At 40.8% G+C, this 12,573-nt stretch carries 13 protein-coding genes, 1 tRNA gene and 1 pseudogene; 9 read left to right on the forward strand and 6 right to left on the reverse strand.

Annotated elements, in window-relative coordinates; translation table 11 throughout:
* Positions 1-130 precede the first annotated feature (130 nt).
* Positions 131-466: a GlpM family protein gene (locus tag Q6344_08320; GenBank protein WLG12615.1), complete on the reverse strand. Its 336-nt coding sequence runs from the start codon at positions 464-466 to the stop codon at positions 131-133.
* A gap of 193 nt (positions 467-659) precedes the next feature.
* A complete protein-coding gene (locus tag Q6344_08325) occupies positions 660-2,330 on the reverse strand; it encodes a thiamine pyrophosphate-binding protein (protein WLG12616.1) in 1,671 nt (556 codons plus the stop codon).
* Positions 2,331-2,591: 261 nt separating this feature from the next.
* On the opposite strand from Q6344_08325, the gene Q6344_08330 reads away from it, so the two are divergent.
* Positions 2,592-2,666, forward strand: a tRNA-Gly gene (locus Q6344_08330).
* 427 nt (positions 2,667-3,093) lie between these two features.
* Here the strand turns inward: Q6344_08330 and Q6344_08335 are convergent.
* Positions 3,094-3,321: a helix-turn-helix transcriptional regulator gene (locus Q6344_08335; GenBank protein ID WLG12617.1), complete on the reverse strand. Its 228-nt coding sequence runs from the start codon at positions 3,319-3,321 to the stop codon at positions 3,094-3,096.
* Between the two features lie 196 nt (positions 3,322-3,517).
* Between Q6344_08335 and Q6344_08340 the strand changes: the two genes are divergently transcribed.
* The 4 genes and pseudogenes from Q6344_08340 (at position 3,518) to Q6344_08355 (ending at position 5,611) form a co-directional block, all read left to right on the forward strand.
* Positions 3,518-3,733, forward strand: a complete 216-nt coding sequence (locus tag Q6344_08340; protein ID WLG12618.1) for a hypothetical protein — start codon at positions 3,518-3,520, stop codon at positions 3,731-3,733.
* Between the two features lie 16 nt (positions 3,734-3,749).
* Positions 3,750-4,993 (forward strand): annotated as a pseudogene (locus Q6344_08345) (DUF3596 domain-containing protein).
* The gene (locus Q6344_08350) at positions 4,990-5,283 is read left to right on the forward strand and encodes a hypothetical protein (protein ID WLG12619.1); all 294 of its coding nucleotides are present in this window, start codon (positions 4,990-4,992) and stop codon (positions 5,281-5,283) included. Before Q6344_08345 ends, Q6344_08350 begins: the two are co-directional and overlap by 4 nt.
* Positions 5,284-5,293: 10 nt before the next feature.
* Positions 5,294-5,611 carry a hypothetical protein gene (locus tag Q6344_08355; GenBank protein WLG12620.1) on the forward strand — a complete coding sequence of 106 codons (318 nt, stop codon included), beginning with the start codon at positions 5,294-5,296 and terminating at the stop codon, positions 5,609-5,611.
* Between the two features lie 229 nt (positions 5,612-5,840).
* On the opposite strand, the gene Q6344_08360 is transcribed toward Q6344_08355, so the two are convergent.
* Together Q6344_08360 and Q6344_08365 are read right to left on the reverse strand one after the other, a co-directional pair.
* The gene (locus Q6344_08360) at positions 5,841-6,407 is read right to left on the reverse strand and encodes a hypothetical protein (GenBank protein WLG12621.1); all 567 of its coding nucleotides are present in this window, start codon (positions 6,405-6,407) and stop codon (positions 5,841-5,843) included.
* Between the two features lie 392 nt (positions 6,408-6,799).
* The gene (locus Q6344_08365; GenBank protein WLG12622.1) at positions 6,800-7,369 is read right to left on the reverse strand and encodes a DMT family transporter; all 570 of its coding nucleotides are present in this window, start codon (positions 7,367-7,369) and stop codon (positions 6,800-6,802) included.
* Between the two features lie 95 nt (positions 7,370-7,464).
* Between Q6344_08365 and Q6344_08370 the strand changes: the two genes are divergently transcribed.
* Complete coding sequence (locus Q6344_08370) at positions 7,465-8,388, forward strand: LysR family transcriptional regulator (protein WLG12623.1); 924 nt, start codon at positions 7,465-7,467, stop codon at positions 8,386-8,388.
* Between the two features lie 365 nt (positions 8,389-8,753).
* On the opposite strand, the gene Q6344_08375 is transcribed toward Q6344_08370, so the two are convergent.
* Entirely contained in the window at positions 8,754-9,272 is a 519-nt protein-coding gene (locus Q6344_08375) for a MarR family transcriptional regulator (GenBank protein ID WLG12624.1), read from the reverse strand.
* A gap of 171 nt (positions 9,273-9,443) precedes the next feature.
* On the opposite strand from Q6344_08375, the gene Q6344_08380 reads away from it, so the two are divergent.
* The 3 genes from Q6344_08380 to Q6344_08390 all read left to right on the forward strand — a co-directional run bounded on the left by Q6344_08380 (position 9,444) and on the right by Q6344_08390 (position 12,514).
* Complete coding sequence (locus Q6344_08380; GenBank protein ID WLG12625.1) at positions 9,444-10,406, forward strand: DMT family transporter; 963 nt, start codon at positions 9,444-9,446, stop codon at positions 10,404-10,406.
* Positions 10,407-10,513: 107 nt separating this feature from the next.
* A complete protein-coding gene (locus Q6344_08385) occupies positions 10,514-11,128 on the forward strand; it encodes a nitroreductase family protein (GenBank protein WLG12626.1) in 615 nt (204 codons plus the stop codon).
* A 222-nt stretch (positions 11,129-11,350) separates the two neighbouring features.
* A complete protein-coding gene (locus Q6344_08390; protein WLG12627.1) occupies positions 11,351-12,514 on the forward strand; it encodes an MFS transporter in 1,164 nt (387 codons plus the stop codon).
* The last annotated feature ends 59 nt before the right edge of the window (positions 12,515-12,573 follow it).

A 12,573-nucleotide genomic window follows, 5' to 3' on the forward strand; every position in this document is an offset into this window, starting at 1 on the left:
TAAAATCGCTCTTAAGCATAACATCTACGACCGAATCTATAAAAATTATCTGTAGAAATATGTACCGAATTTTATATATACCTTTGATATATTGCCCTTTGACAGAGTTTACGTTTTTTTCTAACCACAACTAAGCCTGAATGTACTGCCATGTAAGGACCAAAATCGCTGCGGCTATTGTCCAAGCGACAACGCCGAACAGTAATGCCTTATATAAGCTGACGTAACCGATGCTAAAAAACACCACAAAGGTATAAATAAGGTGCGGTATGACACCGAGCATACTAAATATTAATGCGACTTTTAAATCAGCGGGGCTACGCTCAGTACCAACAATAAAGTGACTGATTAATGTAAATGTGGGGAACAGTGGCGCGAGTGCTGCCAAATAAAAAAATCTGGTTTGCGCGAATAATTGAATCGCCAATACCATTAGAGCACCAATAAGCATTTTTAACCAAATCACGACGGGGTCATCTCCTATGGAATGATAAGGGCTGGAAATAGCCCAATCCACCATGATACTAAAGTCTGCAAACCGACATAAGAGTGATAGCTGATTAATTAATCTATATGATAAAAAAGTGCAAAAAGCCCCATCTAGCAATGGTGCTAAATGGGGCTATTCATTTTTATGAAGCGAGTTTTTTATTAATCACTTAATCATTTTTTGGCTTCAGTGCGGCACTGATATCGGCGAGTAGTGGCGGGATATCATGCTTATCAGCGATGACCTCCAACATAACCAACTTGTCTTTTACAGCCGCTGCTTGCGTAAGAGCCGCTTTTAACTCGCCTGCTGTTTCTGCTTTTAGCAGCAGACTATTATCATCGGTGGCACCAAAAGCTTTTGGCATCACCTGCCAGTTACACTTAGGAATGTCATTATATCGCTGGTTTTCGCCATGAATCGCCCGCTCCACGGTATAGCCATCATTATTAATCAGTACAATCACTGGATTGATATGCTCTTGAATCATCACCGCGATTTCTTGAATGGTCAATAATGCTGAGCCATCACCAATCAATAAGACACTGCGCTTATTTGGCGATGCAATAGCCGCACCCAAACTTGCCGGTAGCGTATAACCAATCGAACCCCACATTGGTTGTCCATAACAAGTCACGCCTTCTGGTAAACGCACATCACTGATGCCAAAATACGCCGTTCCCTGTTCTGCAAACACCAAATTATTATGGTCTAAATGATCGGCAATGATATGCCATAGATCATCTTGAAGAATAGCCTCGCTGTCCTTACCCTGCTGCTCATGCGGCTTGACTTCTTTACAGAACTGCTTTGGCACAATATTAATATCTGAGGTCAAGACTTCATGTAGCGTTTTTAGGGCGTCTTTTAAGGCAATGGGCGCAAAGTTTTTGCCAGCAATGCTCGCGCGCTCATAATGCAAATCAACCACTGTATTTTCATCAATGTCTTGGCTAAAACCTGCCGTCGTGGTATCGGTATATTGCACACCTATTTTTATTAAGCACTCACAGTTTTCGACTGCATCCTTGACCACGGGACGTGATGCCACGCCAGCATAAGTCCCTGCCCAGCGCTCACTATTTTCGTCAAGCAAAGTTTTGCCCCACGATAACGTCGTATAAGGAATATCCGTATCGGCAATTAACGCCTTAAGCTGCGGCTGTAGTCCCAAACGATGCACCATCAAATCTGCCATCAGCGTCGTGGTTTTGTTTGGCAAAAACTCTATGAGCGCTTGCTTAAAGTCTGCCAATGCTGCTTGACTGGTGATGTCTTCTTGGCTATCAACAAGCTTTGTAGTCGGTGGATAAATAGGTTGACGAGCAACGTCAGGCGATAGTAACAGATAGCCTGGGCGATGTTTTTTAAGAATTAAACGAATCACACGGTCGATTTCTGAGGCAGCATTTTCAGGGGTAAGCTGTGCTCGTGCTACCGTGACCGGCTCTACCATTTTAATAAAATGATTGAACACGCCATCACCAAGTGAGTGATGGATGCGGCGCTTTGAATCTTGTAGAGCCGTACTTGGCGCGCCCACGATATGTAGCACTGGTGCATACTCAGCAAAAGAGCCTGCGGTCGCGTTAATCGCTGACAATTCTCCCACCCCAAAGGTCGTCACCATCGCCGCAAAGCCGCGCTCACGTGCATAGCCGTCCGCTGCGTAACCTGCATTTAACTCATTCGTGTTACCCACCCAGCGCAGCTTATCAGAGGCAATAATATTGTCTAAAAACGTTAAGTTGAAATCACCAGGTACGCCAAATATCTCTGATGCGCCTGCTTCTGCGACACGATCAAACAAATAATCAGCGATGGTATATTGTTGACTCATAGTACTTATCCTTAAGTGTTATCTTTATAAATCATGAAAATGATTAATATGGTTAAAGTCATTATAAAACTGTATTCCAGCCTATTTATAGAAAGCAAAGCTTTTGGAATATAGATTACAACAATCTGTTATATCACAGATGAAGGCTAGGATAATATGCCAATTAACTATCTTTTACTTTTTTTCATACTAACTGTTGACACGTTCAAAAAACTGCGTATAATACGCCTTCATCAACTGACGATAGTTAATTGATAATTAGCGGGAATAGCTCAGTGGTAGAGCATAACCTTGCCAAGGTTGGGGTCGAGAGTTCGAATCTCTTTTCCCGCTCCAAATACTTAAAAAGCCTCACTTAACAGTGAGGCTTTTTTTTGTCCGAGTTTTAAGGGCTACAGCGTTTTCCAGTATTAGTTATTCAGTCTAATTGCTAAGTTTATCTAATATATTAAAAGCTCAAAAATCAGCACCGTGACCAAAACGTGACCATTTCGTGCCCACGCTATAAACACTGATTCTATAATTGACCCCAACTTACATTCCTACCCTTATAAAAAACAACGCTAAAAAATATTTTCTTAACGTTGTTTTTTCTTTTCCATTACTTTTGTAGATTGACCTCATAGCGTGACCAAAACGTGACCAAATCATGAAAAAGTAAGTTTTTAAAATAACCCCAACCTTAATTTTAGGCCTTGGAACGTCATATATATAAGGCTCTACCACTTATTCCTCTGCACATCTTTTTCAATTTTGTAGATCATCAAGACTCTTCATCATCTTTATTATTATTTGACTTATAAATAAATAAGTCACCCACCTGTACATCTAAAAACTCACATAACTGGTCGATGGTATTGAAGTCAATTCTTGATGACTCTTCATTGTATAGCTTATGAAGTGTTGATTTACTCATACCTGTTGCTCTTACAACATCTGCTACACGCAACTTTTTCTCTGCCAGAATCACAGGGAGTTTAGACACAATCATAATTGTTACCTCTTTTCGGGTAAAAATGCTTTACATTGCGGTAAAAAGGTAATATATTACACAAATCGGTTATTAATTACCTTTAAGCGGGTAAATAACAGCTGATACTTCAAAGATGCATTTTTACAGGCTGATAAAATAGTTTTCATTCTATCACTTAATGCAACGACTTAATAACTGAAAAGAGGTAAACACTATGAGCAATACTTATTTAACAACCGATGAGTTAGCCGACCGTATCAAGTACGACGCACGTACTATCCGCAATCAAATGAAAGACACAGTTTTGATTGAAAACATCCATTACATTCGTCCTTTCGGCGGCCGCAAGATTTTGTACGTATGGGAGCGTATCGAGGAAGACATGTGTAAGCCAGTTATGAGCGCCATCAACGGTATGGCACTTCAGTAATAAAAGGAGAATTACTATGGCTACTATGCGAGGACGGTTTGGCAAGCTGGTTGTTGACTTCCGCTACTTAGGTAAGCGCTGTCGAGAAAAGACCAGTTTAGAAGACTATCCAGCTAATCGTAAAAAATTAGCGCAAGTCTTGAAAAAAATGGAAGCTGAAATCACCCTAGGTATCTTTGACTACGCGTCTTACTTCCCAAAGAGTGAACGAGCGCAGGAAATGACAGCACTGGCTGATAGAGCGGAAGCTTGTATCAGTCGTAATCCAACCTTTAGGCAGTTTTCCGAGATTTGGTATGAGGAGAAGAAGATTGAATGGCGGCCGAGCTATCGGCAAAAGACGCAGATTATCTTAAATAAGTACTTACTACCTGAGTTTGGTGGCAAAGCGGTACATGCCATAAAAAACCAGACTTGCTGACCTTCCGTAGCTCCCTCGCCAAAGTTCGTTACGGTAAAGAGGGTCAGTCAAGTCTGTCAGTAGCACGAATCAACCAGATCATGATACTTCTTCGTATGATACTAGAAGAAGCGTCAGATCGCCATGAGTTTGAGATGCCTTACAAGAATATTAAGAATCTCAAGCAAGCGCGACCCGATGTGAATCCTTTTACATTGAGTGAGGTATGGCTGATTTTAAAGCATGTTCGTGCTGATTATAGGCCTTACTACACTATTCGCTTCTTTACAGGAATGCGTACCAGTGAGATTGATGGGCTTAAGTGGGACTGTATTAACTTTGATCGACGTGAGATTAGTATTAGATGGGCATTAGTGAATGGGGAGATGGGTCCGACTAAGACGTTAGGCTCACAGCGTGATATTGCGATGTCACAGTTGGTCTATGACGCCCTACTAGAGCAGAAGACGCGCACCTTTGGTAAGTCTGAGTTTATCTTCTGCAACTCACAAGGTAATCCGATGGAGTACCGTAATGTGAATAGATGGGTATGGAAACCCACGCTTGCCTTACTTGGCCTGAAACACCGGCGTGCTTATCAGACTCGGCACACGGCAGCGACGCTTTGGTTGGCTGCTGGTGAGAACCCTGAGTGGATAGCTCGGCAAATGGGTCACAGTAGTACAGAGATGCTGTTTCGGGTGTATAGCCGTTATGTACCTGATATTACCCGTCAAGATGGCTCAGCGATGGATAACTTGCTGCTTGCGAGTAAGGAGAAACTGACAAGCGCATCGAATAGCTCTGACACTGAAGCACTCATCAGGAATAAACAGACTGACAAGGAGACGTCACAATGACAACCATCAATTATGAAGAGCTGTTTGCTGAGTTTAAACGGGATGGTGCAATCAGTGAGGATGCGAATGAGATTGCTAACTCATTAATACGTGATCTGTGTATCTCCTCTGGTCATAATATAGCACGCTTCTTAGGAGTGAAGCGGTGCTTTGATAACGATATGGCGATGCGTATATGGGTGCAGAAGCGCTTGGATGCGAGTCTTGGCTATGTGGTTGAGGATATGCATTGTCAGCTTCAGAGCGAGCTCTATGAGCTATTACCGCATTCTGAATATGTCGGCTATTGAGGATAAAATGATGAGTATAAAGCTTCAGCCTAATATGATGCAGAGCCCATATGATATCAAAATATGTGAGGATTACTGGGCATATGATAATAAAGGTGATTATATCGCGCATGTAGAAACCGTCTGTGAAAAGTATGAGATTAGCCCTCAAGTACTATTCAAGACAATCGGTGAGTGTTTTGCTTATTTAGATGATGTGCTTTGTGAGTACTGCGGCTATGTGTGCCCTTTACAGATACCAGCAGACATTCCGTATATGCGCTCAAAAGAGCGTTGGTGCTGTGAGGTATGTGAGCATGCTGTGTGGCGGGAACATAATCATAGATAAATTATTAGAAATTTTAAAGCCATGCAGCTTGAGTTGCCTGGCTTTTTTGTGGGCAGCAGATCTTCTCTTAAATACAGCTTAAATTTAGTGTGCCACTACAACGTCGAGATGGTTTATTTTTTTGGTCAAGATAGCCCAAGCTAAGACCTCTAAAAAAGGTAGAGGGCAGTATGAGCCAAGTTTAGGCTAAAAACTTGGCTTTAAAAGATAAATACAGGAAAAAGTTAGTTTAAAATTGACTGTAGTCCACTTTAACGAGTTTAGATTGCTGAACCTTTTTTAGTTTGAATGTCTTGGTCTTTTCATCCCAAATGTTGACATAATAGGTGATAAGTTGTTTACCGGTGGTTTCGTTGACTTGCTCGCCTTCACAATTGCGGCTGATAAATAAGCGGCTATTGGGATAGAAAGCCAAACGCTCGTTGTCATCAAGTTCTGCGCCGTCTGCGAAGCATTCTGCGCCACTTTCATAAGGGGTTACACTATCCTCAGTTTCACCCAGTGGGATACCGTATACTTTGCCAGTACGTTTATCAATCATAGCCCCTGATACACAGCTTGTACCACAGCCCCAGGTTGTTACGATATAGTTACCCGCGAAGTTAATTTCACCATCTTTATGAGCTGCTTTCAGTCGAGTACGAAAAGAGCTCCAGTCACCTAATTTTAAGGGTGCTTGTTTAGCGTTATAGATTTTAGCCGGGTATTTTTCAAAGCTGTAACCAGCGATGGTTTCAGCATGAGAAGTAGAGATGCAAGCCAAGGCAAAACAAAGATAAGCCGCAAGATTTTTCATAAGAATTCCTTTTTTAATAGCGGTCAGTACAGAAAACGGAAATTATAGTACGGTAAGTACATTTGTTTAATTCTACATAAATTAAGTTAAATAATTTTTTCTAAAATTACTTATTAAAATAATAACCTGATAAGGTTTGGTCAAGTCTTACAAGCTCTATATTGAGCTTAAATACAATCAAACTATAATTCAAAAGGATTTGGGGATAAAATCACCTAGACAGGTTTATCATGAGTTTTATTGCAACGCCGCTTGATTAAAATCTCCCAAGTTTGGTTCTAGGGACTTAATAGCATACCCCAGTTATCTTTTTTCAAATACAGGCTTAACAAGATCACCAAATAGTATTTGAATAATTAATTCTCATTGTTTACGCATTGATATAGATATGACTAGCTTTCAAAATGAGAAACAGACTTAGCACTACTTGTCGACGTACTTTCTATGGTATTTAAATTGCCAGCTATGCTAGCTTTAACGTTACTTGAATTGGTAGATGAGGGCGTGAGCCACAGCACCATGATCATGCCTAGTAGAACAAAAGTAACACCTACTAAACGCCCAGCATTTATTTCTTTCACCGGTAAATTCATAAGACCGTACTGGTCTAATATTAATGAAATAAGCATTTGACCCGCTATCACGCAAACAATAAAGCGAGTTGCGCCTAAACGAGGGACTAGAATTAATGCGGATGTAATATAGATGACGCCAGCTATGCCACCAAACCAGACCCACATTGGTAATTGTCCGATTTCACTCAATATGGGCGTAGGGACACGCATAGAAAGAATGACAGGTATCGCTATAAATACACTCACCAATAACGACACTACCGTTGCCCAAAGAGGATGTCCAAGAGCACGGCCTAATTCAGCATTACTCGCAGCTTGGAGAGGGACTAAAGCGCCAGCAACTAAGGCGATAATGGCAAAAGAGATGCCAGTAAGTGATAGATTCATACGTTTGCTCCAGATTTATTTAATTTTCTGGAATAATTATTTCATATTAAAAATTTGAATTGAAATTATTGTTTTTTTACTTCACTATTCGTCATATGAATAACTTAAGACGTATTGACCTTAATTTGCTCGTGACGTTGCACGCATTATTAGTAGAAAAGCACGTATCACGAGCCGCTCTCCGGTTACATAAAAGTCAGCCGGCAGTTAGCCACGCGCTGGCCCATTTGCGTACCCTATTTGATGACCCTCTATTGGTGCGACGTTCAGGAAAATTGGAATTGACTTCGCGAGCGAGCGAGTTAATCCTGCCCTTGACTGATGTTCTAGAGCAGCTCGGTGCGTTGATTGAGACCCCAGAATTTAACCCTCTCAGTGCGAAGCGAGTATTTCGTCTGGCTATGTCTGACTATGGCGCGCGTGTATTTATGCCTAGTTTGGTGCGCTCATTAAGAGTGCTTGCGCCTGGCATTGAGCTTGAGGTGAGTCAAGGAAGCCGCGAAGCGATGATGGCGGATGTGTTCGATGGTGAAACTGACATGGCTTTCGGTGTATTCCCAGATAAAGTGCCAGAAGCGCTTCGTATGCACACCTTATTTGTTGAGTCTTTTGCTTGTTTAGCAGACAAAAAAACTTTGCCAGAGACTGGTATTCTCGATAAAGATAGTTGGTTGGCTCGACCGCATATCCTCGTTGCCATGCAATCAGGTGCTAATAATGAAATTGAACGCGCACTTAGTGACGCAGGGTTAAGTCGTCATGTTGTAATGACTTTGCCACATTGGGGAATTGCCAATCAATTAGTGGCTGGTACCGATCTGATTTTGACAGCGGCGCGGCGTAGCTTTGATATGACTGATAGCAACTCACAGGTCCAAATATTCGAACCGCCTTTTCCAATTGCATCATTCGATTTTAAATTACTATGGCATCAACGCCGTGAGGGTGATGCGGCGCATAACTGGCTGAGGCAATTAATTATTAGTGTGCTTAATTCAGAACTTAACGAAAGAAGTTAATAGAACTATCTAGAACAATGACTCAATCTAACAACGTATACCTATTATTAATAATAGCCTGCTGATCATCAATGTATTCATAGCGCTTTCTGACCTATGCTGTTAAATATGTAGAAAATAACATTAATATTTCGATGACTGTACATTCCACTTGATCAATTTAATGAGCTGATAATTGCTGAACTGATTCAATAAGTTCTGTACCTTAGTGAGGACTTGTATATTAGGCTGTAGGCTACTGATATCTTCCGTAAGGTATGGAATTACGGTTTACTTGTAATGCACATTAAGTAAGCTTTTCGAGGATAAGTTCAATTGTTTTCGATTACCTACTATTTATCTCTACATAAAGATATTTTTTATATCTAAACAATAGGCAGGTTATTCTCAATTTTCTTTAATAATAAATTGAGAATAAGTAGCTCTTCCTCACTCATATCACTCATCAAGTCATTCTCCAATTGCACGTGTGATGCGACGGCTCTATCAATCAATTCAAGACCTTTTGGGGTTAGTTTGACTAATAAACTTCGTTTGTCCTCTGGGTTATCAATACGCTCAATGAGCTCCTTCCTTTCTAAATGCTGTAAGCGATTGGTCATCGTACCAGAACTCACCATCATGCTATCAAATAAAACGGTTGGGCTCATTAGATATGGGGTGCCTGCGCGTCGTAATGTCGCCAACACATCAAACTCCCAATGTGATATTTGATAATTTATCTTATAGTTAGCAGATAGCTTTCGCATTAATATCACCTCTAACCGCTTTATACGCCCTATAGTCTCCATTGCTAACAAACTATCAGTAGCAAATCCTTGGTTTTGCCACTGGCTAATAATCTTCTGTACTGCATCTTCTGGTGTACACCCTTCAGTTTGCATTGATTTACTCCTCGTTATGATCAAAACACTTATGATTTTGGAGATATTAAAACGTCTATACCTACTGAGAAACTGCTTATAAGCAGTAATAATAGCAATATTTTTATCTTGACATCAAGATATTAAATGGTATTCTGACATCAAGGTCATTTCCGGCCGTTAGGATATTATATGACTAAGTTTACAGAGCGAAATAGCTCTCCTTGTAAAAGTGTATGGCTAGTTCCTTTAATTTGTCTTCTAGTTGGAGGCGCGTTACTTGGTATCTCTACCAACGTTGCAAAATATGCGGGTGAAATCGGTTTATCTCCGCTTGCCTTTTTATTTTGGTCAATTGCTGGTGCTGCCACAATCTTGTTGGTCATTGCGTTACTACGCCATGAACTTCCACCTCTCAATAAACGCAGCTTTGAATATTACTTTATCTCTGCTTTGGTCAGCGTTGCAGGCTCTAACTTACTTTTCTTCTCTGCTATTCCCCATGTCGGTGCCGGTTTTGTAGCCCTAATTATCTCCTTACCACCACTTCTTACCTATCTTGGGGCACTAGCGTTAGGGATGGAGCGATTTCAGACGGTTCGAGCTCTTGGGGTTGCAGCTGCACTTGCCGGTGCAGGTGTACTAGCTGCCCGTAAATTTTCTGCACCAGATGCCAGTGTGTTTTGGATTTTGATAGCACTCTGTGGCCCTGTTTTGCTCGCTATTGGCAATCTCTATCGTACATTGCGTTGGCCGGAAGGAGTGTCTCCCAATGCGCTTGCTCCAGGCATGCTTATTGCGGCTGTAATATTACTTGGCGCAACAAGCCTCCTACCGAACTTCTCACTGACTGTTCCACTGGGAGGTTTCCTGCCACTTGGTTTAATTACCTTACAGGCCTTCATATTCGCCGGTCAGTTTCAATTATTGTTTCTACTTCAAAAAACGGGTGGCCCGGTTTTATTAAGCTTATTAGGATCTGTTGGAGCAATTGTAGGTGTCCCTGTCGCTGTTTTTTTACAAGGTGAATCTCCACCGGACGGGCTCATTCTAGGCGCCTCTTTGATTGCACTCGGTGTAGCACTTGTTACATGGGGTGGTATGAAAATGATGACACTATCGAAACAAAAACTTGAAGTGCCTGATAAGACCTGAATTTAAAAAGTTTGATTTCCTTTGTAAGTTTATTCAATAAGCTTGACCAACCTTAATCACACGATATAAATAACATTCTATTTAACAAAATTTAAAAGGATAAAAATATGCCGCAATCCAATTCAGCCAACCTACAACAAGCCTTCACTAAACGTCGGTCCATTTATGCTTTAGGTGGCAACTTACCAGTAAAACCACAAGCAATTATTGATATTGCTGAGCGCACAATACTAAATACCCCTTCAGCCTTCAACTCACAGACGACACGTCTGGTAGTGTTGTTTGGTAAGCAGCATAAGCAGCTATGGGATATCACCGAAACCCATTTACGTAAGGCAGTTGGCAGGAACGACTTTTCAGGTAGTAAACAAAAAATGGATGGTTTTCGTGCGGCTGTGGGTACAGTTATGTTTTACGAAGATAAGGAGGTTATACAATCGTTGCAAGATAAGTTTGAGCTATATGCTGATAGATTTCCTATTTGGGCGCAGCAAACCTCAGCAATGCATCAATATGCTATGTGGCTAGAATTAAGTGCTTTAAATATTGGTGCAAATCTTCAGCATTATAATCCACTAATCAATAATGATATTGCATCAGCTTTTTCAATTCCTAAGCAGTGGGAACTGGTTGCTCAAATGCCATTTGGTAACATCGTTGAGCCAGCTGGCGAAAAAACCTATCAGTCAGCCAGTGAGCGTATCAGAGTGTTTGGACTGTAGTAACAAGGCCTTGGTGCTAATGTCAGTATGTCCGGACATCCTAAAGTCAGATTGTCTCGAATATATACAGTAGACAGAGCCCTTAATTTTTACGATTTTTTAGATCTAAAATGCTAGCGTATATTTGATTATTGCTACTGCAAAAGATAACCAATTAAAGTTGTGATGCTGCATCGACTCATAACTCAAAAAAGACACATAGCCGATAGTGCGAGGTAAGAAATGAGTAAGTTTGGTTATAACCAATGGATATTAGCCATCATAACAATAATCGTAGGTCTTAATCTTAGGCCTATTATGGCCTCGATATCTCCAATCGTACCCGTTTTAGCAGATGCTATAGGAATCAATAATCAAACTGCTGGATTATTGACTACTTTGCCAGTTGCAATGATGGGTTGTTTTGCGCTTTTAGGTCCCAGAATTCAATCTAGAGTAAGCGAGTATATAGGTATATTAGCTGGATTGTTGGCGATAGCGCTTTCTTGTGGCTACCGATTTTTTGCTGACTCTACATTACTTCTACTACTGACTTCTCTCATTGGAGGTATTGGTATAGCAATCATCCAAACTCTAATGCCCGCCTATTTAAAAAGAATTGCGCCAGACAATGCTAGCGTTTTTATGGGGTTATTTACAACAGGTATTATGGCTGGGGCTGCAATATCAGCTGCTACAACCTCTCCTTTAGAAGGAGTATTTGGCTGGAATATCGCTTTATCGATTATGGCTATCCCTGCCATATTGGCAATTATACTGTTTTGCTCTGGTATGCCACATATCAAGAGCAGTAGAAACGGCTATTTGCCTCTACCTATAAAATCTAGAAATGCATGGCTGTTGATGCTTTTCTTTGGCATAGGGACAGGTGCATACACATTGGTTCTAGCTTGGTTGCCACTAAATTACACCCAGCTTGGGTGGAGTAGAGGTGCTTCTGGCGCTTTATTAAGTATTTTAACGGTGGCAGAAGTAGTTTCTGGCATCTTAATTTCTATATTTATCAAAAAATTCAACGATCGCCGAAAGCCATTGTTTGTCACTCTATCGCTCATATTAGTTGGTTTAATATTGCTTATCTATATCCCCTCAAAGCTTGCATTTTTAACCGTCATAATTTTAGGGTTAGGGATTGGTGCTTTATTTCCTTTATCTTTAATCATAGCGCTTGATTACGCCTCTAACACCAAGCAAGCCGTGACTTTATTAGCTTTTGTGCAAGGTGGTGGATACTTAATTGCTTCAGTATTCCCGTTCATGGCAGGTGTTTTAATTGATGCTTCAAGTGAGTTAACGGGAGCATGGATTGGAATGATTATTGGGGTTTTGCTGTTATTCACTATTTGTAATAAATTCTCTCCACAAGATTTTGTGGTTCGTTATTAGTATACTTTAAGATAAAAGTGGGAACTAAAAGAAAGGATATATTCTAATTATGGACACCA

The sequence above is a fragment of the Psychrobacter cibarius genome, assembly GCA_030686115.1.
GTDB classification, from domain to species: Bacteria; Pseudomonadota; Gammaproteobacteria; order Pseudomonadales; family Moraxellaceae; genus Psychrobacter; species Psychrobacter cibarius_C.

Bases quoted from the DNA above. Each gene is read 5' to 3' on its own strand.
- Q6344_08325 (WLG12616.1), bottom strand. From the start codon at position 2,330: ATGAGTCAACAATATACCATCGCTGATTATTTGTTTGATCGTGTCGCA.
- Q6344_08335 (WLG12617.1), bottom strand. From the start codon at position 3,321: ATGATTGTGTCTAAACTCCCTGTGATTCTGGCAGAGAAAAAGTTGCGT.
- Q6344_08340 (WLG12618.1), top strand. From the start codon at position 3,518: ATGAGCAATACTTATTTAACAACCGATGAGTTAGCCGACCGTATCAAG.
- Q6344_08350 (WLG12619.1), top strand. From the start codon at position 4,990: ATGACAACCATCAATTATGAAGAGCTGTTTGCTGAGTTTAAACGGGAT.
- Q6344_08355 (WLG12620.1), top strand. From the start codon at position 5,294: ATGAGTATAAAGCTTCAGCCTAATATGATGCAGAGCCCATATGATATC.
- Q6344_08360 (WLG12621.1), bottom strand. From the start codon at position 6,407: ATGAAAAATCTTGCGGCTTATCTTTGTTTTGCCTTGGCTTGCATCTCT.
- Q6344_08365 (WLG12622.1), bottom strand. From the start codon at position 7,369: ATGAATCTATCACTTACTGGCATCTCTTTTGCCATTATCGCCTTAGTT.
- Q6344_08370 (WLG12623.1), top strand. From the start codon at position 7,465: ATGAATAACTTAAGACGTATTGACCTTAATTTGCTCGTGACGTTGCAC.
- Q6344_08375 (WLG12624.1), bottom strand. From the start codon at position 9,272: ATGCAAACTGAAGGGTGTACACCAGAAGATGCAGTACAGAAGATTATT.
- Q6344_08380 (WLG12625.1), top strand. From the start codon at position 9,444: ATGACTAAGTTTACAGAGCGAAATAGCTCTCCTTGTAAAAGTGTATGG.
- Q6344_08385 (WLG12626.1), top strand. From the start codon at position 10,514: ATGCCGCAATCCAATTCAGCCAACCTACAACAAGCCTTCACTAAACGT.
- Q6344_08390 (WLG12627.1), top strand. From the start codon at position 11,351: ATGAGTAAGTTTGGTTATAACCAATGGATATTAGCCATCATAACAATA.